We start from the raw sequence: 20,939 nt of genomic DNA, 5'->3' as shown, positions 1-20,939 counted from the left end.
CGGCGATGACGGTACGCACGGTGATCGTCGAGGCCGACGGTGGCTCGCGAGGTAATCCCGGCCCGGCCGGCTACGGCGCGGTGATCTGGGATTCCGACCGCGCCACGATCCTCGCCGAACGTCGCGAATATCTGGGCGTCACCACGAACAATGTCGCCGAATACCGCGGTCTCATCGCGGGTTTGGCCGCCGCCGCCGAACTGGGCGCGCGCACCGTCGAGGTGCGGATGGATTCCAAACTCGTCGTCGAACAGATGTCGGGGCGCTGGAAGGTCAAGCACGCGGCCATGATTCCGCTCGCCGAGCGAGCCCGGCAGCTGGTCGCGGGCTTCGATCGGGTAGGTTTCCAATGGATTCCGCGCGAGCAGAATTCGCACGCCGATCGGCTCGCCAACGAGGCCATGGACGATGCGGTGGTGGTCGCGGAGGTGCGCGAGGCGGATACCGAGCGGCCGGTGATCGACAGCGTGGCCGAACCGGAATCGGCCGCCCAGGATTCGGCACGCGGCGTCGAAGCCGAGCTTCCGAGCTGGATCGACGAAGCGGCCGACGCCCGTGCCGCGCACGAGGATCCGGTCGTGCAGGAGACGGCCCCGGCATCCGGCCCGGGCTGGACCGGCGCCCGCGGGCGGCCGACCCGGCTGTTGCTGCTGCGTCACGGTCAGACCGAATTGTCCGTGGAGCGACGGTATTCCGGCCGCGGCAATCCGGAACTCACCGCGCTCGGTCGCGAACAGGCGGCCCGTGCCGCGAAATACCTTGCCGCCAAAGGCGATATCGCCGCGGTCGTGAGCTCGCCACTGGGCCGGGCGCGTGAGACCGCGCAGGCCGCGGCCCAAGCGCTCGACGTGCCGGTGCGGGTCCTGGACGCATTGACCGAAACCGACTTCGGCGAATGGGAAGGTCTCACGTTCACCGAAGCGGCGCAACGGGATCCGGAACTGCATCAGTGCTGGCTCGGTGATCCGTCGCTGCCCGCTCCCGGCGGTGAGAGCTTCACTCAGGTGCGCGAACGCGTCGAGGGTGCGCGCCGCGATCTGCTGGCGCTGTATCCGGGACAGAACGTCGTCGTGGTCAGCCACGTGACGCCGATCAAGACGTTGCTGCAGTTGGCGTTGGAGGTCGGCCCGTCACTGCTGTACCGGCTGCATCTGGACCTGGCGTCGCTGTCGATCGCCGAGTTCTATCCCGACGGCGGATCGTCGGTGCGGCTGGTCAACGACACCTCGTACCTCTGAACACCGGTCGGGGACACCGGGTTCAGGGGCGCAGCACCGACACCAGGAATTCGGTCTGGTCGTAGACGGCCTTCTCGAACCAGTCGTCGAAGTAGATGTCGAAGTGCCCGATGGGGTATCGCTTCACGATGCCGTGTTTGGTGCGCTCGGCGGCTTTGAGCGTCGGACCCACCGGCGCGACCGAATCGTTGTCGCACACCGCGTACAGCACCGGCACCTTGATGGCCTTGGTGCGCCGCCACGGTGAATCGAACATCACCGACATGCCCACGCGGGCAGCGACTTTCGGCTGGTACTGCGCGCTCTCCTCGGCGAGGCGGCCGAAGCCCTCGGGCACGTCGGAGGCGCTCATCAACGCCGCCGAACGCTTGCGCCCGGCCAGTCGCACGCCCACCGGCTTGCGGCGGATCGGGCCGACGAGAAGGTCGACGAACGCGAGGGTGCCGGTCTTGGCGAGGCTGATCGGCCCCTTCGCCACCGCCGAGGACCAGCCGCTGGTGAACGGGCACTGCGCCACGACCGCGGCCAGATAGTCGTCCTCGTGCGCGATGGACAGGACGTGTCCGCCGCCGAACGAACTGCCCCACAATGCGATTCGGGTCGCGTCGAAACCCTTGAGGGTGCGGGCGAAGGCGATCGCGGCGCGCCAGTCGTCGCGCTGGCGCGCGATGTTGATCAGCTGGCGCGGCTCACCACCGCTGGCGCCGAAATGCCGGTAATCGAAGACCAGCACGCCCATTCCGGCCGCGGCGAACCGGCGTGCGTAGCGATCCAGACCCATTTCCCGGTTCGCGCCCAGCCCGTGCCCCATGATGACCAGTGGACGCGGTTTGGGCGGGCCGTCCGGAAGATAGAGCCACGCTGCACACTGTTCGCTTCCCGAACCGAACCCCACCTCGACACGCTCCATGGGCGAATACCGTACCGGGACGCGCGCCCGGCCGCAGACGTGGATCCCCGCTCAGGGCGCGATTATGGGTGGACGGAACGCAAACACTCGCGAGTCAGATCCTTCAGCGCCGGGTAGCCGTCGACCGCCATGATCAGGTCCGCTTCCGCCAGCAGAGTGCGCAGGACGTGCACGATTCCGTCCACGCCGCCGAGCGCCAGACCGTAGGCGTAGGGCCGGCCCACCCCGACCGCGGTGGCGCCCAGCGCGAGCGCTTTGACGACGTCCGCGCCGCTGCGGATTCCGGAATCGAACAGCACCGGCAGACCCTCGGCCGCGGCGACGACCTCGGGCAACCTGTCCAGTGCGGGCAGTCCGCCATTGGCTTGGCGCCCACCGTGATTGGAGCAGTAGATGCCGTCCACGCCACCGTCGCGGGCCCGGCGCACATCGTCGGGGTGGCAGATTCCCTTGACGATCAAGGGCAGATCGGTCAGCGAGCGCAGCCAGGCCAGATCCTCCCAGCGCAGCGGGTTGCCGAACAGTTGCACCCACCGCAGCACCGCGCTCATCGGATCCTCCTCGGGCGAGCGCTGCAGACCGGAGAGGAAGACCGGATCGGTGAAATAGTTGGCGAGGCAGTGCCCGCGCAGCTGCGGGAAGTTTCCGGTGGACAGATCGCGCGGCCGCCAGCCCGTGATCCAGGTGTCGAGGGTGACGACGATGCCCTGGTAACCGGCCTGCTCCGCGCGCTGCACCAGGCTCGCGGCGAGATCGCGGTCGGTGGGGGTGTAGAGCTGGAAAAAGCCTGGAGTGTCACCGAATTCGGCGGCGACATCCTCGAGCGGATCGACGGTGAGGGTCGAGGCGACCATCGGCACGCCGGTGCGGGCGGCGGCGCGGGCGGTCGCCAGATCGCCGTGGCCGTCCTGGGCGCACAGGCCGATCACGCCCACCGGAGCCATGAAAAGCGGTGTGGGGAGCGTCATTCCGAACAGGTCGACCGACAGGTCGCGCTCCTTCGCGCCGACGAACATGCGGGGGATGAGCCCCCAGTGGTCGAAGGCGGCGACATTGGCGCGCTGGGTGCGCTCGTCGCCCGCGCCGCCGGCCACATACGACCAGATCGAGGGCGGCATGGCCGCCTGCGCGCGCTGTTCGAGTTCGGCGAACGCCACCGGGTACTCCGGTACGACACCGCGCAGCCCCTGGAAGTAGATCTCGTTCTGGAAGTCGCCGAACCCCATATGCGCTGCCCTTCTGTGCCGTCGGTTCGCCGGCGAGTATGCGCGCTCGACGGCGAGTGCGGGCTTCACTGTATGCGTAACCGGCGGTACCGCGCCACGATCTCGCCGTTGCCCGGCGGGGCTGAGGTCCGCCCGCGACAGTGGTCGTCGGAGTGGGCACGCGACGTCCGAGCCGGTCGTGCGGACGTGCGGGTGCGATAGCCGGGGCGGCGTGCGCTCGGCGGTGCTCGCACGGCAGAATGGTGCGCGACGAGTCGGTCGGGCGACCGCGTCGACGGGAACGGGCACGGATGTGCCGCTGCCCGTCGCCGAGGAAAGTCCGGACTCCACAGAGCAGGGCGGTTGTTAACGGCAACCCGGGGTGACCCGCGGGACAGTGCCACAGAAAACAGACCGCCGGCGGTCTCTCCGGAGGTCCGCCGGTAAGGGTGAAACGGTGCGGTAAGAGCGCACCAGCGCCCCGGGTGACCGGGGCGGCTCGGTAAACCCCGCCCGGAGCAAGGTCGAAGGTCGCACTCTCGCGAGTGCGGCTGCGCAGGTGCCCGAGGGCTGCTCGCCCGAGCCTGCGGGTTGGCTGCTCGAGGTGCCCGGTGACGGTGCACCCAGATGGATGGTCGCCTCCCGGTGCGAACCGGGAACAGGATCCGGCTTACAGACCGACTCGTCCCCTCCGGGGTTGCTCCGCCGAGCCGCCGGTGAGGTTCGAGTGTCGGCGCGACATGCGATCCTTGCCTCATGGATGCGACGCCGCAGATCATCGTCACCGGTTACCTGCGGGTGGACCCGGCCGATCGCGACCGATATCTGGCGACCTGCGTCGAGGTCGTGGAAGCGGCCCGGCACACCCCCGGCTGCCTCGATTTCGCCCTGTCTGCGGACCTGGTCGACACCGGCCGCATCAATATTCTCGAACGGTGGAACGACCGCGCGGCGCTGGACGCGTTCCGCGGCGCGGGGGTCTCCGATGATCAGGGCGCGATGATCCGCGAGGCGCGGGTCGCCGAATTCGCGGTCGCTGACGAAACCCTCCTGCGCTGACCGGCCGACCCGGCTAGCGCGCGCAGCCCTCGCCGTTGTCCGGATGTTCGTTCGGATTCGGGTACGGCCCGTTGCGCAGGGTTTCGTGCAGGGCATCCGAGATCGCCGCCAGATTGGCGCCGGTGCGCTGGAAGGCCCGAGCGACAGCCGAACTCGGGTGACGCAGCGATGCGAGGACGAGATGTTCGGTGTCGAGGGCGGTGTGGCCGGCCTCGCGCGCGATCCCGGCGGCTTCGTCCAGTGCGCGTCGCAGGCCGGGGGCGTGCGGTAGCGGTTCCGCAGTCATGCATCCATGATCACCCGTGCCGAGTACTTCAGCGCATATTTCGCGACTATTCCGCAACGATGGTTCGGATGCCGACCGGGCGGCGTCGGACCCGCGTCTACGGCTGCAACGGCTTGCGCCGGGGACGCACGATGCGGTGGGTGATCTTCCAGCCGGGGCCGACCCGTTCGATGGTGTCCTCGTAGGTGACGCTGCCGACCGTGCCGTCGGTCATCACACCCAGCCCTTTGGACAGCGCGCGGACAGTTCCGTCGGACACCTCGTTCAGCACGATGTTGGTGACGTGGTGGGCAACCGGATTGTCGTCGCCGAGGGCCAGGGCGGCGTCGCGAAGCGCCGGCAGGCCGACGAGGACCTCGCCACCGAGGGCCGTGACGTCGTAGGTGACGTTCTCGTGGAACAGGGCCTGCCAGCCGTCGAAGTCGCCGTAGTCGGTGAGGTGGCCGTGCAGATTGATCAGGTCCGTGATGGCGAAGCGGTCCTCGGCGGACAGCATGGCAAGTCTCCGATCGGATGAAAGTGGTTGAGCCCTACCGGAAACCGGTGTCGGCGGCCCAGGGTTCGAGCTCGTCCAGATCAGAGAGGCGCTGGGTCAGGGTGGCGCGGATGCCGGCGAATGCCTCGGGGCCGAGCGGCAGCCGCAACGGCGGTTCGTCCATGGCGACCGCGCGCAGAACGGCCTCGGCGGCTCGGGCCGGATCGCCGGGCTGGGCGCCGTCCTGAGCCTGGAAGCGTTCACGTTCCTCGGCGAAGATCGGTGTGTATTCGGGCATCGGTTCGGCCCACTGGATGGACCGGCCGGCGAAGTCGGTGCGGAACGGTCCCGGCTCCACGATGGTGACCTTGATGCCGAACGGTGCGACCTCGTACGACAAACCTTCCGACAGTCCTTCGACCGCGAATTTGCTGAGTGCGTAAGGCGTTCCGCCGAGACGGGCACGCACCCCACCGACCGAGGACAGCTGCACGATATGACCGCTGCGCTGGGCCCGCATGAGCGGCAGTACCGCCTTGGTGACCGAAATCAGGCCCCAGACATTGGTTTCCATCAGTGTGCGCAGTTGCTCGTCGTCGCATTCCTCGAGCGCGCCGCGTAGTCCGTACCCGGCGTTGTTGACCAGAACGTCGATGCGGCCGAACCGAACTCGCGCCTCCTCGACCGCCGCGGTGATCGACGCCGGATCGGTGACGTCCAGCTGTGCGACGAGCACCCGCTCCGGAGCGCGATCTCGAAGGTCGGCAAGGGATTCGGGTGTGCGAGCGGTGGCGACCACACTGCCGCCCTCGGCCAGCACCGCCTCCGCGATCGCACGGCCGAAGCCGCTGCTGGTGCCGGTGATGAACCAGACGTGATCGGTGGTCATGGTGGAGGCCTCCTGTGTCGGATCGTCGTCGAAGCCGGGCCTTGCGACCGCATGCGGTGCCCGCGGCGGGCCGCCGGCACCGGGTGCGGTCGCGCGATGATCAGCCGGCGGGGTTGATCACCAGGATCTGGGCCCAGTAGGCCGCCTGCTCGGGACCGACGAGAGGCAGCAGGTAGTCGAAGACGATGGACGACATGCGGTGTGGAACTCCTTGTACTCGAGGAACTATTACTCGACGACTCTCGCCGCGCGGCGCACTCTCGTTACTGCACGGACCCCCGAATCCGTGGGTACGCCGTGGCCTGTCACCATCGGCAACAGTAACAGCGCGCTCCGACAGTCGCAGGCTCAGCGGAAAACGGACTCGACGGGGGGATTCGGCGTGCGGTAGCGTGATCTGGACGTAGGTCCGATTAGTTCGAGTTATGACTGTTCGCTCTGAATCGTGTGGCATTTCCTTCCGGAATGATCCAGTTCGACGACCGGTGCGGGCCGTAGTCGAGCCGATTCGTCGACCCCCGTTGCACTCGTCATGACCGCATTGCCGCCACCGCGCTGGGTGAGCGCGAAATCGCAGGCACCGGCGGTTCGCGCGGTCCGAGCTGCGGTTGGAGCCCGGTCGGACGGACGGGCGCATTCTCGGCAAATGCGGGCGAATCGGCTGGTCTCGGCGTGTCCCGTGCGACTAACCGCCCCGGAGTGGCCGGAACCGTGATCGACGTCATAAAGTGTTGGCCGTTGGAAGTGTCGCTGCCGGGGGTGGCAGTGGCTAATGGGTGCTACGAGTGTCGGAAAGCAGGTTCTGTATATATGCGAGTAGTTCGCAAGTTGGCGGCCGGTGCATTGATCGCCGCAGCTGCGTCGGGTGTTGCGGTGCTGGGCGCGGGATCGGCGTCCGCCGTCGCGGTCACTCCGTTGCCGGGTGGCGTCCAGGTGGACCTCAGCCCGGGTGACACCCAGTGGGTCCACCAGTCCCACGTCGGCCGGACGATCGCGGTGCTGCCGCACCCGTCGGCGGCCTCGTTCGGCCAGGCTCTCGATGCCGCGGCGACCCTGTCGTCGCAGTACCCCGACGGCCGCGTCGTTTTCACCGTGTACGGTCCGTTCGATCAGCTGAACGGCACGATGCTGGCGCTCAAGTAAGGTTCAGCGCCCCGCGTGGAACTGCATCCCAGGATCGTCTCGGCACCGGTGGACTTCGGTGTCGTGCGATCCGAATTCGGACTCGCCTCGGAATATCCGTCCGAGGCGGTCTCGGAGGCCCGCGACGCAGCCGATGCGTTCGCGGGCGTCCGGGCCGATCGCACCGACATCCCGTTCGTGACGATCGACCCGCCCGGCGCCATGGATCTCGACCAGGCGCTGCATCTCGAACGCACCCCGACCGGATTCCTGCTGCACTACGCCATCGCCGATGTGGGCTCGGTGGTCGCGCCCGACGGCGCGCTCGCGCGGGAATCCCTCGCGAGGGGCCAAAGCTTCTATCTCCCCGACGGCACCGTGCCGCTGCATCCGCCGGTGCTCTCGGAAGGGTCGGCCAGTCTGCTGCCCGGCGCGGTTCGTCCCGCCGCCCTGTGGACCATCGACTGTGACGACAAGGCCGAACCGCAACGCTTCTCGGTTCAGCGCGCCCTGGTTCGTTCCCGCGCCCGCCTCGACTATCCCGGCGTCCAGGCCGACGCCGACGCCGGCCGCCTGCATCCCTCGATCGCCGCACTGCCGGAATTCGGCCGCCTGCGCATCGAGGCCGGCCTGGCCCGCGGCGCGATCGAACTGCGGCTGCCCGCGCAATCGGTGATCCCCGACGGGCGCGACCACGACACCGAGCACTGGCAGTTGGCGGTCGAACCGCGCACCGCCGCCGACGACTGGAACGAACAGGTCTCCCTGCTCACCGGCATCTGCGCGGCCCGAATCATGCTGGCGGACAACGGCTCCGACGCCCGCATCGGACTGTTGCGCACCATGCCGGCGCCACCGGCCTCCGCGATCGCGTCCATGCGCCGCACCGCCGCCGCGCTGGGCGTGCGCTGGCCGGCCGGAATGCCGGTGGGCCGGATGCTCGCCGGATTGGACCCCAACACCCCCGCCGCGCTGGTGCTCAACTCCGAGGCGACCAGCCTGCTGCGCGGCGCGTCCTACACCGTGCTCGACGGTGAAACGCCGGATGTGTTGCAGCACAGCGGTATCGGCGCGGCCTACGCCCATGTGACGGCGCCGCTGCGCCGCCTCGCCGACCGGTACGCCACCGAAATCTGCCTGGCTCGCTGCGCCGGCACCCCGGTACCGCACTGGGTTCGCGACGGACTCGCCGCCGCCGCGGACACGATGCGGCGCAGCGACGCCGTCGGCGGCAAACTCGAACGCGCGTGCATCGATCTCACCGAATCCACCGTTCTCGCACCACGTCTGGGCGACATCTTCGAGGCGGTGGTCATCCGCGAGGGCAACGGCAACCGATCCGCCGAAATCTTCGTCGCCGATCCGCCGGTGCTCGCCAAATGCACCGGCTCGCCGCCGGAGGGCCAGCGGGTGCGGGTCCGCCTGGACATCGCGGACCCCGACAAACGCGTGGTGGGCTTCAGCTTTCCGGCGGAGTGAGTTGCTCGTCGCCGGTGCCTCGCTGGGGATCGAGCCACGGCATCCGGCTCACCAACTGGTCCCGTAGGTGTGTCAAACGGGCGATGCGCTCGTTCAGCTCCGCCACCCGCGGCGGCCCGACCACCGCGTATCCCGAGGCGCAGCGGGGTTCGTACGGAAAGACGTCGGGAAGCTCCCGGTCCAGATAAGGAGCGAAAGCACGCACATCCTCGACCGTGAATCCGAGGCGAAGCAGTTCGCGAATGTTGCGTACCCTGGCCACCGCCTTCTCCTCGTACTCTCGGTATCCCGCGGCGGTGCGCCCGGACGTGAGTAGTCCCTGTTCTTCGTAGAAGCGCAGCGCCCGCGTCGTCACTGCGGTGCGGGCCGCCAATTCGCCGATCAACATCGCGCGTATCCTCTCCGCCGTCTCACGTGGTGCTCAACGCGCCAGCCGCACCACAACCTTCCCGGTGTAGCGCCCCCGGACCGTATCCAGCAGTGCCCGCGGCGCGTTCTCGAGCCCGTCGACGACGGTTTCGGTCCGCACGATGTTTCCCGCTGCCGTCCACTCCCGCAGTTTCCGGCCGAACTCCGGGGCCAGGTCGAAGTGATCGATAGTGCTGAATCCGCGCAACGTCAATCGCTTGCCGATCACCGCCAACAGATCACCCGGACCGCCGTCCGGCTCGCCACCGGCACGCTGCCTGGCCAAAGCGCCACAGAGCGCGATGCGGCCGCCGGGATTCATCACCTCGATCGCCGCCCGCAACTGGGCTCCGCCGACATTGTCGAAAATACACGTCCACGCCGTCGGGCGTCGCGGCTCGCAGCCGATCGACGAAGGGATCGTCGTGGTAGTCGACAGCGGCGTCGTAACCCAGCTCCTCGATGATGTGGGCGGCCTTCCGCGGTGAGCCGACGCTGCCGACCACACGGCCGGCGCCGAGCAGCCGCGCGATCTGCCCGGCCAGGCTCCCCGTGGCGCCTGCGGCGCTGGAGACGAAGACGGTATCGCCGCGGCGTAGTTCGGCGGCGACGGTCAGCCCGGCGTAGGCGACCAGGCCGAAGCCGAGGTATCCCGACGGCGAGGGATAGGCGTCGGGATCTACCACCCGCACGGTCCCCGCGTCGGCGAGAGCGTGTTCCCGCCAGCCGAGCCGATGCAGGACCACGGCGCCCTCGGGCACCGCCGGATCACCTGATTCGATCACCTCGCCGATCGCGTCCCCGGACAGGGTTTCACCGATCTCGAAGGGCGGCAGGGGAATTCCGGGAAAGGCGCCGATTTGCATCAGGCTTCCGGGGTCGATGGACATGAAGAGATTGCGGATCAGTACCTGGCCGGCCGCCGGTGCCGGCATCGGATGGTCGACCGTTCGGAAATCGGTGAGTTCGGGGAACCCGCCGGGGCGGGCGGCCAGGTGGATCGAGCGGGTGGTGGCGATAGTGGACGTCATACCGCCGACCGTAGGGATTGACGTATGCGTGAAGGTCAAGCCCGATCAGGACAGGTAGTCATAGTTCGAGAATTCGATGAGGGACGGGTACTGGGCGAGGGCGGTTCGGGCGGCTTCCACTTCGGCGGCGCACAGCAATTCGTAGGGGGCGGCATCGGCGCCGTGGCCGCGCACGACTTCGGCGCGGGCGGTGATGGTGGCCAGCGCCTCGATGGCGTCGCGGTGATCGCCCAGGACGCCCTGCACCTTCTTCGCGCGACGGGCCAGGTCCTCGGCGGGGCCGTCCAGGATATCGGTGGCCGCTTCGGCGCTGTAGCGTAACCGCTTGGCGGCCTTGCGGATATCGTGCAGTGCCTCGACGCGGTCGGCCTCCTCGACGTCTCGTTCGGCGTCGACGCGTGCTTTCAGCCGGCGCAGATCCGCGCGCACCGCTGCCTTGAACACGAGGTCGGCATCGCGGCGGGCGCGCTTGCGGCGCAACGGCGGATCGGTGCGCAGGCCGACCACCCGCGCCCGCAGCAGCGCATAGCGCTCACCGTCGAGTTCGCGCAGCACGGTGCGGTGGGCGTCGGTGTAGGCCGCGCGTTCCGCGCTCACCAGCCGCCGCCCGAGATGGCGTTGCACATCGGGGTATTCGTCCAGCAGCGCGGCGAACCGGTCGGCGCGCACCTCGACGTCGCGAGCGATGCCGAGCAGGCCCGCCAGCCACCGCAATTCGGCACGGATCGCGTCTATCTCGTCGCGGTGGAAAACGTTCCGATACGACCGCAGCACAGACCGCAGGCGGCGGGTGGCGACCCGCATCTGATGTACCGAATCCGATTCGTCGGCGCGGACCCTCGGTTCCGCGGCCAGCAGCCGGTCCACGTCCTCGCCGAGGGCGGCGACGACGGCGGGACCGGCTGCCCCGCTCATCGCCGATCCCGGAATTCGTCGGTGGCCTCGATCAGATGATGGGTGGTGCCGGGTTCGGCGGCGGCATGTCCGGCATCGGCCACCAGATGCAGGCGCGAACCGGGCCAGGCCCGATGCAGATCCCAGGCGCTGACAGCCGGGCAGACGACATCGTGGCGGCCCTGCACGATCACCACCGGAATATGCGCGATCCGGTCGATATCGCGCAGCAGTTGCCCCTCTTCCAGGAATCCGCCGTGCACGAAGTAGTGGTTCTCGATGCGGGCGAAGGCCAGTGCGAACCGGGGTTCGGCGGATTCGGCGACCCGTTCCGGTTGCGGCAGCAGCGAACTCGTCGCGCCCTCCCAACTGGACCACGCCACCGCGGCGGCCGTCGCCACCTCGTCGTCGGGGGAGTGCAGCAGCCGGTGATAGGCCGCCACCAGATCCCCGTCGCGCTCGTCCGCCGGGATCGGCGCCAGATACTTCTCCCACTCGTCGGGATAGACGAATCCGGCGGCGCCGTTGTAGTACCAGTCGATCTCCTTGCGCCGCAACAGGAAAACACCGCGCAGCACCATCTCCGTCACACGCTCGGGGTGGGTCTGGGCGTAGGCCAGCGCCAGTGTCGAACCCCAGGACCCGCCGAAAACCTGCCAGCGCTCGATACCCAGATGGGTGCGCAGCCGCTCGATATCGGCGACCAGATGCCAGGTGGTGTTGACCTCCAGGCTCGCCCCGTCGGCCACGTGCGGTGTCGAACGCCCGCAGCCGCGCTGATCGAACAGCACGATCCGGTAGGCGGCGGGGTCGAAGAACCGCCGGTGCGTCGCATCGGTGCCGCCACCCGGACCGCCGTGCAGGAACACCACCGGCTTGCCCTCGGGGTTGCCCGACTCCTCCCAGTAGAGGTGCTGGCCGTCGCCGACGTCGAGCATGCCCTCACGGTAGGGCTCCAGCGGCGGGTACAGGGTGCGCATCAGAAGGCGATTCCCGAGGCGAGATCGGGCAGCTCCAGCGCCTGCAGCGCCTGAGTACGAGTATCCGAGCAGGTCTTGGTGGTGATCCGGTCCACCACGGCCTTGTCGCCGAGCACCGCGAGGTTGATGCCGCCGTTCTCCGCGGCCCACTGATGCACCGTGATGTTGAGCGCCACCTTCCCCAGCGTCGGGCCCTGCACCCGCCAATCCGACAGCTGCGGGGAGATGGCGTCGCACAGCTTCTGCGCGACCGGGTCGGGAACCTGTACGGGACTGGTCTGTCCCGGTTTGGCGGTGACACCGGCCGAACCGCTGGGACGCGCGGCCGTCGACGTGGCCGAGGCGCCGGATTTCTCGGGCCCGGCCGAACCCGTGCTCGCGCCACCACATCCGGCGACCAGCGCGACGGCCAGCGCCGCACCGACGGCGAGCGCTCCGCGAGTCATCCAACGGCTCTGCGACATCTGTTCCCTTTGTTCGATTCCGGAGTGCATCCGAAGTTCCTCCTGTGGACCTACGAGTCTGCCACCTCGCCGCGGGTGGCCGCGTGGCTCAGGCGAAGTTCGCGCGCAGCTGGTCCAGCATCTCGGTGACGAAGGGCGCGAACCGTTCGGCCGGGCGGCCCGGTGCCGTGTCGATGGTCAGCCACGAATGCAGGGTGGTCAGGGGTGCGAGGCGTTCGGCCAGCTCGATTTCACGGTCGGTGACGCTCGCCAGTTCACGCCAGGCGTCGAAATAGGCCGCTCGCCGCGGGTCCCGGAACGTGCGCACCGACAGGAAGGGATGGGTGAGCACTGCATCGCCCCAGTCGAACACCGCGGCGGTGGAGCGGAAGACATGGCCCGGATACAGGTCGTTGTGTTCCACGCTCAGCCGGCCGTACTGCGCGAGTTCGCCGGCGGCCGACTCGATCGCGTACTCCAGTCCCGGCGCGCGATCGGCGAAATGGCGGTAGACCTCGATCAGGCGGGCCGGCGGTAGATACGGAGTTCCGGTGTCGCGCAACGACTCCGCGTGCGTGCACAGCGTGTGCTGCATGCCGGCGTAGGAGCGCAGCACCGACTCCCAGCCCGGTGGCCGCGGCGGCGGCGCGTCGGCGCCGTCGAGGGCGAACTGCCGGTCGAGCGGTCCGGTGCGCATGGTCTCGCCACCGTCGGGTCCCAGGAACCACCCGTTCTCACGGTGTACCGCAAGGGGTTTGGGCACCGAACCCGGAACGAGCCGATCCAGCGCCGCCAGCAGCGGGCCCTCGTGGGCGAACGCACGCGCACTCGCCTTCGCCCAGACGGCTCCGGCGTCGGTGTCTACGCGCGCGAGCAGCGTCCAGTCCCGGCGCCGCATCTCCTGCGCACCGGTCACGGCCAGGCCCAGATTCCCGAGTTGCGCGGTGGCCCAGTCGATCAGCGGTCGCAGTGCTTGATCGGCCACCGAAACAGGCGCGTTCACCGGGACAACCTAACCTGCTCACCGATCGTCGGTGCGGCCGGCCGAAGCCGTTCTCGCACAGCCGATCACAGCGTCAGGTACTCGCCCAGCTCCCACGGTGTGACCTGGGCGCGGTAGGTGGCCCACTCGTGGCGCTTGTTGCGCAGGAAGAAGTCGAACACGTGCTCGCCCAGCGTTTCGGCGACCAGCTCCGACCGTTCCATCGCCCGCAGCGCCTCGTCCAGGGTCGAGGGCAGCTCGCGGAAGCCCATCGCGCGACGTTCGGCGGTGGTCAGCGACCACACGTCGTCCTCGGCCTCGGGCGGCAGCGTGTACCCCTTCTCGATGCCGCGCAGGCCCGCGGCCAGCAGCACCGCGAAGGCCAGGTACGGATTGCAGGCCGAATCTGGGCTGCGGATCTCGACTCGCCGCGAGGACTGCTTGTTCGGCGTGTACATCGGAACGCGGACCAGCGCAGAACGATTCGACCGGCCCCAGGACGCGGCGGTCGGCGCCTCACCGCCGTGGATCAGGCGCTTGTAGGAGTTCACCCACTGGTTGGTGACGGCGCTGATCTCGTTGGCGTGTTCGAGAATGCCGGCGATGAACGCACGCGCGGTCTCGGACAGGTTGTTCGGGTCGTCGGGATCGGCGAAGGCGTTGTGCTCACCCTCGAACAGGCTCATGTGGGTGTGCATGGCCGAACCCGGATGGTCGGAGAAGGGTTTGGGCATGAACGAGGCCCGCACGCCTTCGTCGATGGCGACCTCTTTGATGAGGTAGCGGAAGGTCATCACGTTGTCGGCCATCGACAGCGCGTCGGCGTAGCGCAGGTCGATCTCCTGCTGGCCGGGCGCACCCTCGTGGTGGCTGAACTCCACCGAGATACCCATCGATTCGAGCGCGTCGATGGCGTGGCGGCGGAAGTTCGGCGCCTCGTCGTGCACGGCCTGGTCGAAGAACCCGCCGTTGTCGGCGGGCACCGGGCGCCCGCCCTCGAGCACCGAACGAATCAGGAAGAACTCGATCTCCGGATGCACGTAGCAGCTGAATCCCAGGTCACCGGCCTTGTTCAGCTGCCGGCGCAGCACATGGCGCGGATCGGCCCACGACGGCGATCCGTCGGGCATCGCGATATCGCAGAACATGCGCGCCGAATGCTGATGGCCCTTGCTGGTGGACCAGGGCAGCACCTGGAACGTCGACGGATCGGGCTTGGCGACCATATCGGCCTCCGACACCCGGGCGAAGCCCTCGATCGCCGAGCCGTCGAATCCGATGCCCTCCTCGAAGGCGCCTTCCAGCTCCGCGGGGGCGATCGCCACCGACTTCAGATATCCCAGGACGTCGGTGAACCAGAGTCGCACGAAGCGGATGTCCCGCTCCTCGAGCGTCCGCAGCACGAATTCCTTCTGGCGATCCATACGCGCGAGCGTAGGCACCCGCGGTTAAATCCGTGTTACATCGTGCAACAACCGCCGGTCCGCATGTGTGGCGTCAGCCGCAGGTGAGCCCTTCCGGCGGTGTCTTCAGGTCCGTGAGATAGGCGAATACGGCATCGTCGACGCACGGAACACCGCCGGAGAGGAACGCGGTGTGCCGGGTTCCCTTGTTGGTGATCAGTGCCGCGCCCAGCTGATGGGCCAGATCGACACCGGCCTGATACGGCGTGGCCGGATCCGCGGTCGTGGAGATGACCACGGTCTTGGGCAGGCCGGGTGCGGAAATGTTGTGCGGGGAGCCGCTGTTGGGCACGGGCCAGAACGCGCACATCTCGAGCGGCGCCTGCCCGGTGGCGTGGCCGTCGTCGAGGAACGGGGCGACCTTGCGGTATTCCGCGTCCTGCTTATCGGTTTCGGTGCGGTCCTTGATGGCCGGATCGTCGACGCAGTGGATGGCCAGGAACGCGTCCTGCGAATTGTCGTAGCTGCCGTCCTTGTTGCGGCCGTCGTAGAGATCGGCGAGCTGCAGCAGGATGTCGCCCTTGCCCTTGGCCAGCTGAGCCAGGCCCGCGCTCAGCACATTCCAGCTGTCCTCGGCGTAGAGGGTGTTCTGCACACCGGTGACGGCGTCGCTGTAGGTGAGGCCGCGGCCGTCGCGGGTCTCGGCCGGGTGGTCCCAGAGTGGGTTGACCAGATCGTGGAAGCGGGCCACCGCCTGGGTCGCGTCCTGGCCGAGCGGGCAGTCCGGTTTGCTCGTACAGTCGGCGGCGTAAGCGTCGAACGCCTTCTGGAATCCGGCGGCCTGCTGCACCGATTCCTTCTCCGGATCGGCGTCCGGATCGAGAGCGCCGTCGAGCACCATGGCCCGCACCTTGTCCGGGAACTTCTCGGCGTAGGTGTAGCCGAGCCGGGTGCCGTAGGAGTAGCCGACGTAGTTCAGTTTGTCGTCGCCGAGCACACCCCGGATGATGTCCATGTCCTGCACGACCTCGCGGGTGCCGACGTGGGCGAGGAATTCGTTGCCGGTCTTCTCGGTGCAGTGCGCGGCGAAATCCTTGTTCTCCTGCTCGGCGGCCGCGATGCCGGCGGGGGTGTAGTCCTTGGGCGGTTCGGCGCGTTGCTGATCCCACTGTTGCCCGGTCAGGCATTCGATCAGCGGCGTGGACGCGCCGACGCCGCGCGGGTCGAAACCGATCCGGTCGAACCGCTCCGCGAGCGGGGTGTCCTGGCCCTGCGCGGCCATCCACAGGCCGGCCTGGCCGGGCCCGCCCGGGTTGAACAGCAGCGATCCGATGCGTTGCCCGGTCGCCTTGATCCGGGAGACCGCGATCTGGGCGGTCGCGCCCTCGGGCTTGTCGTAGTCGATCGGCACCGAGATGTGCGTGCATTCGGTGCCCTGCGGGAACCGGGTCGAGGAATCGCCGAATCCGTCACAGCTACCCCACGACGGGACCTGGGTGTAGTACTTCTGCAGCGCGGCCGGACTCGGCGCGGACGGCTGGGCGACGGGGTGATTCTTCGACGTCGACGAGCAGGCGGCGGCCACACACATCAGGGCCACCGCGGCTGCGACGCGACCGGATCGCGACAAGGACATGCGCGCCATCCTTCCACCTCCGCCTGTGTCCGTTGGGCGGTGTCCGCGGCGGCCTCCGTGGTTACGCGGGCTGCCTCCTCCGGCCACGTCGCTCCCACCGCTGTGACAAATCCCATCCCGGCCACGCCTTAAAAGCGGCCGTGCCGCGGTGGCAGACTGAACAGGTCATAGCAACCCGGGGACCCGGTCGGGCCTCGAGGACAGACGAAAGGGACGATGATGTCCGCTGCTCAGGACAATCCTGCTTCCGAAACCACCGCTTACGGCGCCGCACCGACAACTTCCCGGCGGAAGACGCGAGTACAGCACCTACAGCAATGGAAATCCGCGGGCGAGAAGTGGGCGATGCTGACCGCCTACGACTACTCCACCGCGAAGCTGTTCGAAGAGGCCGGCATCACCGTGCTGCTGGTCGGCGATTCGGCGGCCAACGTGGTCTACGGCTACGACACCACCGTGCCGATCACGATCGAGGAACTGCTGCCACTGGTCCGTGGCGTGGTCCGCGGCGCGCCGCACGCCCTGGTGGTGGCCGACCTGCCGTTCGGCAGCTACGAGGGCTCTCCGGAACAGGCGCTGGCCAGCGCCACCCGCTTCATGAAGGAAGGCGGTGCGCACGCGGTGAAACTCGAAGGCGGAGAACGCGTTTCCGAGCACATCGCCCGGCTCACCGCCTCCGGCATCCCGGTGGTGGCGCATATCGGCTTCACCCCGCAGAGCGTCAACACCCTCGGCGGCTACCGCGTGCAGGGCCGCGGTGACGGGGCCGAGCAGTTGATCGCCGACGCCATCGCGGTCCAGGAGGCCGGGGCGATCGCCGTGGTGATGGAGATGGTGCCGGCCGAGCTGGCCGGTCAGGTCACCTACAAGCTGACCATCCCGACCGTCGGCATCGGCGCCGGTAGCGACTGCGACGCCCAGGTTCTGGTCTGGCAGGACATGGCCGGCTACACCAGCGGCAAGACGGCCAAGTTCGTCAAGCGCTTCGGCCGCGTGGGCGACGAATTGCGCAGCGCCGCGGCGGAATACGCGCGCGAGGTGGCGCAGGGAACCTACCCGGGGCCGGAACACAGTTTCTGAGGGACGGGGTCGACCGCGGGTCGCGTACGCGCGGTCCGCGGTCGATCCCTGTTCGTCGCGGGCGCCGATGCCGCGCTCGCCGACGCGCAGCACGCCGCACCGCGACGGGCGGCCCAGCGCTCCCGATGCGTCCTTGTGATGACCGCGGGCGAAGGTCGGCGTGCTGCGGCCCGCGACGGGTACAGCTCGCCGCGACCCCGGCAGCCCGCCGGCGGGACACCGCGTTCCTCGCCGAAAGGGAATCGGCTCCCCGACCAACGGCGGCCGAGCACTCCCTCGACGGCCTGCGAGCAGGCAACTTCCGCATGCTCGACCGTAACGGTAATTTGAGAGAATGGTCCGGCCACCGACTGCACGTCCCGCAGTGCCCGGTGCCGGTCGGCTGGGATTGCTGGAGCCGACGGCAGCCGCGTCGTTACGAGAGCTCGCCTGGGACAATGTCGACAGTGTTGCGTTGCTGTGGGCGTTGTCGCGGTCGCCGGATGCCGATCTGGCGCTGCTGACCCTCGTCCGCCTGCGCGAGGCGCTCGGGTCCGATTGGGCCGCATTGGATTCCGCGGTGCGCACCGATCTGTCGTTGCGCGGCAGGTTGTTCGCGCTGATCGGCTCGTCGAGCGCGTTCGCCGATCATCTGGTCGCCGATCCGGCGAGCTGGCAGCTGCTGCGGCGGGAACTGCCGGGCCCGCGGGAGATCCTCGACGATCTGCTCGACGCGGTCGGTGCCACGCCCGAGACGGGGCCGAACGCCGCCCCGCTGCTCTATCGGGCCACCCACGCCGGACCCGACGCTATCGCCTTGCTGCGCAAGCGATATCGCGATCAGCTGATGGTACTGGCCGCCCACGATCTGGCCGCCACCGTCGAGAACGAACCGGTGCTGCCGTATCAGCAGGTCGGCAACCATCTCACCGATCTCGCCGACGCCGCACTCACCGCCGCGCTCTCGGTGGCGGTGGCGCGGATCTGCCCCGACGATCCGGTTCCGGTCCGGCTGGCGGTGGTCGCGATGGGCAAATGCGGTGCGCGCGAACTGAATTACGTCTCCGATGTGGATGTGGTGTTCGTCGCCGAACCCGCCGACACCACCGCGACCCGGCTGGCCGCGGAGATGATGGGTATCGCGGGCAGCGCGTTCTTCGACGTCGATGCCGCGTTGCGCCCGGAAGGCAAGGCCGGGGCGCTGGTGCGCACCCTGGATTCGCACATCACCTACTACAAGCGCTGGGCGCGCACCTGGGAATTCCAGGCGCTGCTGAAGAACCGCCCCGCCACCGGCGATCTGGAACTCGGCAGGCAGTACGGCGAGGCGCTGATGCCGATGGTGTGGAGCGCCTCGGAACGACCGGATTTCGTCTCAGACGTGCAGGCGATGCGGCGCCGGGTCGAGAGCCTGGTGCCCGAGGAAATGCGCGAGCGCGAACTGAAACTCGGCCACGGCAGCCTGCGCGACGTCGAATTCGCGGTGCAACTACTGCAGTTGGTCCACGGCAAGGCCGATGAATCACTGCACGTGCCGGGCACGGTCGAAGCACTGACGGCGCTGGCCGCACGCGGCTATGTGGGCCGCGACGATGCCGCCAACCTCACCGCCTCCTACGAATTCCTGCGCCTGCTCGAGCACCGCCTGCAACTGCAGCGGCTCAAGCGCACCCACACCCTGCCCGCGCCCGACGACGAGGAGGGGATGCGCTGGCTCGCCCGCGCCGCGCACATGCGTCCCGACGGCCGCCAGGATGCGGTCGGGGTGCTGCGCAGCGAGATCAAGCGCAACACGGTGCGGGTGCGCCGGCTGCACGCGAAGCTGTTCTACCGCCCGCTGCTGGAATCGGTGGCCCGCCTCGACGCCGCCGCGTTGCGGCTGAGTCCGCAGGCCGCGGTCCGTCAGCTCGCCGCCCTCGGCTACGCCGCCCCGGAGAACGCCCTCGGCCACCTCAAGGCGCTCACCGGCGAGGTGGGTCGCAAGGGCCGCATCCAGGCGCTGCTGCTGCCGACGCTGCTCGAATGGCTCGGTGACACACCGAATCCCGATGCCGGGCTGCTGGCCTATCGGCGGGTGTCGGAGGGCCTCGACGATCAGATCTGGTTCCTGCGCGAACTCCGCGACGAGGGTGCGATCGCGCAGCGGTTGATGATCGTGCTCGGTTCCTCGGCCTATCTGCCGGATCTGCTGATCAACGCGCCCGAGACCATCCGGATGTTCGCCGACGGACCCGACGGTCCGCTGCTGCTGAGCCCGAAGGCCGAGGACGTGCGTTCCAGCATCCTGGCCGGTGCCGCCCGCTACGACGAGCCCCGGCGCGCCGTCGCCACCGCCCGCTCGCTGCGCCGCCACGAGCTGGCCCGCATCGCCTCCGCCGATGTGCTCGGCATGCTGGAGGTGCCGCGGGTGTGCCGGGCGCTGTCGTGGGTGTGGGTCGCGGTGCTCGAGGCGTCGCTGCAGGCCGTGATCCGGGCCTGGGAGGCCGAACACGAGGCGCCCGCGCCCGCGGACTTCGCGGTGATCGGCATGGGTCGGCTCGGCGGGATGGAGTTGGGCTACGGGTCCGACGCCGACGTGCTGTTCGTCTGCGATCCGCGTCCCGGCGCGGACGAGACGGTCGCGGTGAAGTGGGCGATCGGCGTGGCCGAACAGGTGCAGCGGCTGCTCGGCGCGCCCAGTACCGATCCGCCGCTGCAGGTCGACGCCGGGCTGCGGCCGGAGGGCCGCAACGGCGCGCTGGTCCGCACTCTGGCCGCGTATCGCGCCTACTACCAGCAGTGGGCGCAGCCGTGGGAGGTGCAGGCGCTGCTGCGCGCGCATCAGGTCGCCGGCAACGAGGAGCTGGGCCTGCGGTTCCTGCATTCGATCGACCCGGTCCGCTATCCCAAGGGCGGTGTCTCCGAGGAGGCCGTGCGCGAGATCCGCCGGATCAAGGCGCGGGTCGACTCCGAGCGTTTGCCGCGCGGTGCGAATCCGGCTACCCACACCAAACTCGGCCGCGGTGGTCTCGCCGATATCGAGTGGACCGTGCAGCTGCTGCAACTGCAGCACGCGCACGAGGTGCCCGATCTGCACAACACCTCCACGCTCGAATGCCTCGCTGTGATCGAGCGCGAGAAATTGCTCGACGCCCTCGATGTGGAGCTGCTGCGCGACGCCTGGCTCACCGCGACCAAGGCCCGCAACGCGCTGGTGCTGGTGCGCGGCAAACCCGCCGACCAGCTGCCCGGGCCCGGGCCGTTGCTCTCGGCCGTGGCCCGGGTCGCGGGCTGGCCGACCGACGACGGCAGCGAATTTCTCGACCACTACATGCGCGTCACGCGACGGGCGAAGACGGTCGTCGAGCGCGTCTTCGGCGGGTGAGCGCGGCGTAGATCCGTCGCGGCCGGGTACGCGATGGATGACACCGACGCGCGATTGCGGCGGGTGCCGCGGTCAC

The 20,939-nt window shown here is 68.9% G+C and carries 20 protein-coding genes and 1 other RNA gene; 7 read left to right on the top strand and 14 right to left on the bottom strand.

What is annotated here, in order from left to right; genetic code table 11:
• Positions 1–5 precede the first annotated feature (5 nt).
• On the top strand, positions 6–1,238 hold the full coding sequence (locus tag NK1_RS15690) for a bifunctional RNase H/acid phosphatase (protein ID WP_063009342.1): 1,233 nt from the start codon (positions 6–8) through the stop codon (positions 1,236–1,238).
• A gap of 22 nt (positions 1,239–1,260) precedes the next feature.
• Here NK1_RS15690 and NK1_RS15685 read toward each other — a convergent pair whose 3' ends face one another.
• Both NK1_RS15685 and NK1_RS15680 read right to left on the bottom strand, forming a co-directional pair.
• Positions 1,261–2,148 (bottom strand): alpha/beta hydrolase, encoded by an 888-nt coding sequence (locus NK1_RS15685; RefSeq protein ID WP_063009340.1) that lies wholly within the window; start codon positions 2,146–2,148, stop codon positions 1,261–1,263.
• Positions 2,149–2,210: 62 nt separating this feature from the next.
• Positions 2,211–3,374 (bottom strand): lactate 2-monooxygenase, encoded by a 1,164-nt coding sequence (locus NK1_RS15680; RefSeq protein ID WP_063009338.1) that lies wholly within the window; start codon positions 3,372–3,374, stop codon positions 2,211–2,213.
• 250 nt (positions 3,375–3,624) lie between these two features.
• Here NK1_RS15680 and rnpB point away from each other — a divergent pair.
• An RNA gene (gene rnpB, locus NK1_RS15675) (RNase P RNA component class A) lies at positions 3,625–4,042 on the top strand.
• Between the two features lie 67 nt (positions 4,043–4,109).
• Positions 4,110–4,412: a putative quinol monooxygenase gene (locus NK1_RS15670; RefSeq protein WP_063009336.1), complete on the top strand. Its 303-nt coding sequence runs from the start codon at positions 4,110–4,112 to the stop codon at positions 4,410–4,412.
• A gap of 13 nt (positions 4,413–4,425) precedes the next feature.
• Here NK1_RS15670 and NK1_RS15665 read toward each other — a convergent pair whose 3' ends face one another.
• From NK1_RS15665 to NK1_RS15655, 3 genes are all read right to left on the bottom strand, one after another.
• On the bottom strand, positions 4,426–4,698 hold the full coding sequence (locus tag NK1_RS15665) for a Clp protease N-terminal domain-containing protein (protein ID WP_063009334.1): 273 nt from the start codon (positions 4,696–4,698) through the stop codon (positions 4,426–4,428).
• A gap of 97 nt (positions 4,699–4,795) precedes the next feature.
• The gene (locus NK1_RS15660) at positions 4,796–5,194 is read right to left on the bottom strand and encodes a nuclear transport factor 2 family protein (protein ID WP_063009332.1); all 399 of its coding nucleotides are present in this window, start codon (positions 5,192–5,194) and stop codon (positions 4,796–4,798) included.
• Positions 5,195–5,228: 34 nt separating this feature from the next.
• Positions 5,229–6,062 (bottom strand): oxidoreductase, encoded by an 834-nt coding sequence (locus NK1_RS15655; RefSeq protein WP_063009330.1) that lies wholly within the window; start codon positions 6,060–6,062, stop codon positions 5,229–5,231.
• 810 nt (positions 6,063–6,872) lie between these two features.
• Between NK1_RS15655 and NK1_RS15650 the strand changes: the two genes are divergently transcribed.
• Positions 6,873–7,205, top strand: coding sequence for a hypothetical protein (locus tag NK1_RS15650; RefSeq protein WP_063009328.1), 333 nt, complete (start codon positions 6,873–6,875; stop codon positions 7,203–7,205).
• A gap of 15 nt (positions 7,206–7,220) precedes the next feature.
• Positions 7,221–8,663 (top strand): RNB domain-containing ribonuclease, encoded by a 1,443-nt coding sequence (locus NK1_RS15645; RefSeq protein ID WP_084461007.1) that lies wholly within the window; start codon positions 7,221–7,223, stop codon positions 8,661–8,663.
• Here the strand turns inward: NK1_RS15645 and NK1_RS15640 are convergent.
• The 9 genes from NK1_RS15640 to NK1_RS15605 form a co-directional block, all read right to left on the bottom strand.
• Complete coding sequence (locus NK1_RS15640) at positions 8,644–9,051, bottom strand: MerR family transcriptional regulator (protein WP_063009326.1); 408 nt, start codon at positions 9,049–9,051, stop codon at positions 8,644–8,646. The two genes, NK1_RS15645 and NK1_RS15640, sit on opposite strands and share 20 nt — an antisense overlap.
• A 33-nt stretch (positions 9,052–9,084) precedes the next feature.
• Positions 9,085–9,393 (bottom strand): MDR/zinc-dependent alcohol dehydrogenase-like family protein, encoded by a 309-nt coding sequence (locus NK1_RS35750; protein WP_245660546.1) that lies wholly within the window; start codon positions 9,391–9,393, stop codon positions 9,085–9,087.
• A complete protein-coding gene (locus tag NK1_RS15635; RefSeq protein ID WP_245660544.1) occupies positions 9,311–10,102 on the bottom strand; it encodes an MDR family NADP-dependent oxidoreductase in 792 nt (263 codons plus the stop codon). Before NK1_RS15635 ends, NK1_RS35750 begins: the two co-directional genes overlap by 83 nt.
• A 45-nt stretch (positions 10,103–10,147) precedes the next feature.
• Positions 10,148–11,017 carry a CHAD domain-containing protein gene (locus NK1_RS15630; protein WP_063009324.1) on the bottom strand — a complete coding sequence of 290 codons (870 nt, stop codon included), beginning with the start codon at positions 11,015–11,017 and terminating at the stop codon, positions 10,148–10,150.
• Positions 11,014–11,976 (bottom strand): prolyl aminopeptidase, encoded by a 963-nt coding sequence (gene pip, locus NK1_RS15625; RefSeq protein WP_063009322.1) that lies wholly within the window; start codon positions 11,974–11,976, stop codon positions 11,014–11,016. The genes NK1_RS15630 and pip overlap by 4 nt, the downstream gene beginning before the upstream one ends.
• Positions 11,976–12,440 carry a hypothetical protein gene (locus tag NK1_RS35015; protein WP_036499960.1) on the bottom strand — a complete coding sequence of 155 codons (465 nt, stop codon included), beginning with the start codon at positions 12,438–12,440 and terminating at the stop codon, positions 11,976–11,978. The genes pip and NK1_RS35015 overlap by 1 nt, the downstream gene beginning before the upstream one ends.
• A gap of 88 nt (positions 12,441–12,528) precedes the next feature.
• Positions 12,529–13,422, bottom strand: coding sequence for an aminoglycoside phosphotransferase/kinase family protein (locus NK1_RS15615; protein WP_063009320.1), 894 nt, complete (start codon positions 13,420–13,422; stop codon positions 12,529–12,531).
• 65 nt (positions 13,423–13,487) lie between these two features.
• Positions 13,488–14,825, bottom strand: a complete 1,338-nt coding sequence (gene glnA, locus NK1_RS15610; RefSeq protein ID WP_063009318.1) for a type I glutamate--ammonia ligase — start codon at positions 14,823–14,825, stop codon at positions 13,488–13,490.
• A gap of 73 nt (positions 14,826–14,898) precedes the next feature.
• On the bottom strand, positions 14,899–16,449 hold the full coding sequence (locus tag NK1_RS15605) for an alpha/beta hydrolase (protein ID WP_157104290.1): 1,551 nt from the start codon (positions 16,447–16,449) through the stop codon (positions 14,899–14,901).
• Positions 16,450–16,656: 207 nt separating this feature from the next.
• On the opposite strand from NK1_RS15605, the gene panB reads away from it, so the two are divergent.
• Positions 16,657–17,520: a 3-methyl-2-oxobutanoate hydroxymethyltransferase gene (gene panB / locus NK1_RS15600; RefSeq protein ID WP_157104289.1), complete on the top strand. Its 864-nt coding sequence runs from the start codon at positions 16,657–16,659 to the stop codon at positions 17,518–17,520.
• A gap of 334 nt (positions 17,521–17,854) precedes the next feature.
• Entirely contained in the window at positions 17,855–20,863 is a 3,009-nt protein-coding gene (locus NK1_RS15595; protein ID WP_063009316.1) for a bifunctional [glutamine synthetase] adenylyltransferase/[glutamine synthetase]-adenylyl-L-tyrosine phosphorylase, read from the top strand.
• The last annotated feature ends 76 nt before the right edge of the window (positions 20,864–20,939 follow it).

It is taken from the genome of Nocardia kruczakiae NBRC 101016, assembly GCF_001612965.1.
GTDB classification, from domain to species: Bacteria; Actinomycetota; Actinomycetes; order Mycobacteriales; family Mycobacteriaceae; genus Nocardia; species Nocardia kruczakiae.
Note: the sequence above shows the minus strand (reverse complement) of the source record. Positions and strands in the feature narration are given on the sequence as shown.

Excerpts from the sequence above, each read along its gene's own strand:
- panB (WP_157104289.1), top strand. The coding sequence starts at position 16,657 with ATGATGTCCGCTGCTCAGGACAATCCTGCTTCCGAAACCACCGCTTAC.
- NK1_RS15630 (WP_063009324.1), bottom strand. The coding sequence starts at position 11,017 with ATGAGCGGGGCAGCCGGTCCCGCCGTCGTCGCCGCCCTCGGCGAGGAC.
- NK1_RS15640 (WP_063009326.1), bottom strand. The coding sequence starts at position 9,051 with ATGTTGATCGGCGAATTGGCGGCCCGCACCGCAGTGACGACGCGGGCG.
- glnA (WP_063009318.1), bottom strand. The coding sequence starts at position 14,825 with ATGGATCGCCAGAAGGAATTCGTGCTGCGGACGCTCGAGGAGCGGGAC.
- NK1_RS15660 (WP_063009332.1), bottom strand. The coding sequence starts at position 5,194 with ATGCTGTCCGCCGAGGACCGCTTCGCCATCACGGACCTGATCAATCTG.
- NK1_RS15690 (WP_063009342.1), top strand. The coding sequence starts at position 6 with ATGACGGTACGCACGGTGATCGTCGAGGCCGACGGTGGCTCGCGAGGT.
- NK1_RS35015 (WP_036499960.1), bottom strand. The coding sequence starts at position 12,440 with ATGTCGCAGAGCCGTTGGATGACTCGCGGAGCGCTCGCCGTCGGTGCG.
- NK1_RS15635 (WP_245660544.1), bottom strand. The coding sequence starts at position 10,102 with ATGACGTCCACTATCGCCACCACCCGCTCGATCCACCTGGCCGCCCGC.
- NK1_RS35750 (WP_245660546.1), bottom strand. The coding sequence starts at position 9,393 with ATGAATCCCGGCGGCCGCATCGCGCTCTGTGGCGCTTTGGCCAGGCAG.
- NK1_RS15685 (WP_063009340.1), bottom strand. The coding sequence starts at position 2,148 with ATGGAGCGTGTCGAGGTGGGGTTCGGTTCGGGAAGCGAACAGTGTGCA.
- NK1_RS15650 (WP_063009328.1), top strand. The coding sequence starts at position 6,873 with ATGCGAGTAGTTCGCAAGTTGGCGGCCGGTGCATTGATCGCCGCAGCT.
- NK1_RS15595 (WP_063009316.1), top strand. The coding sequence starts at position 17,855 with ATGGTCCGGCCACCGACTGCACGTCCCGCAGTGCCCGGTGCCGGTCGG.
- NK1_RS15680 (WP_063009338.1), bottom strand. The coding sequence starts at position 3,374 with ATGGGGTTCGGCGACTTCCAGAACGAGATCTACTTCCAGGGGCTGCGC.
- NK1_RS15665 (WP_063009334.1), bottom strand. The coding sequence starts at position 4,698 with ATGACTGCGGAACCGCTACCGCACGCCCCCGGCCTGCGACGCGCACTG.
- NK1_RS15670 (WP_063009336.1), top strand. The coding sequence starts at position 4,110 with ATGGATGCGACGCCGCAGATCATCGTCACCGGTTACCTGCGGGTGGAC.
- pip (WP_063009322.1), bottom strand. The coding sequence starts at position 11,976 with ATGCGCACCCTGTACCCGCCGCTGGAGCCCTACCGTGAGGGCATGCTC.
- NK1_RS15605 (WP_157104290.1), bottom strand. The coding sequence starts at position 16,449 with ATGGCGCGCATGTCCTTGTCGCGATCCGGTCGCGTCGCAGCCGCGGTG.
- NK1_RS15655 (WP_063009330.1), bottom strand. The coding sequence starts at position 6,062 with ATGACCACCGATCACGTCTGGTTCATCACCGGCACCAGCAGCGGCTTC.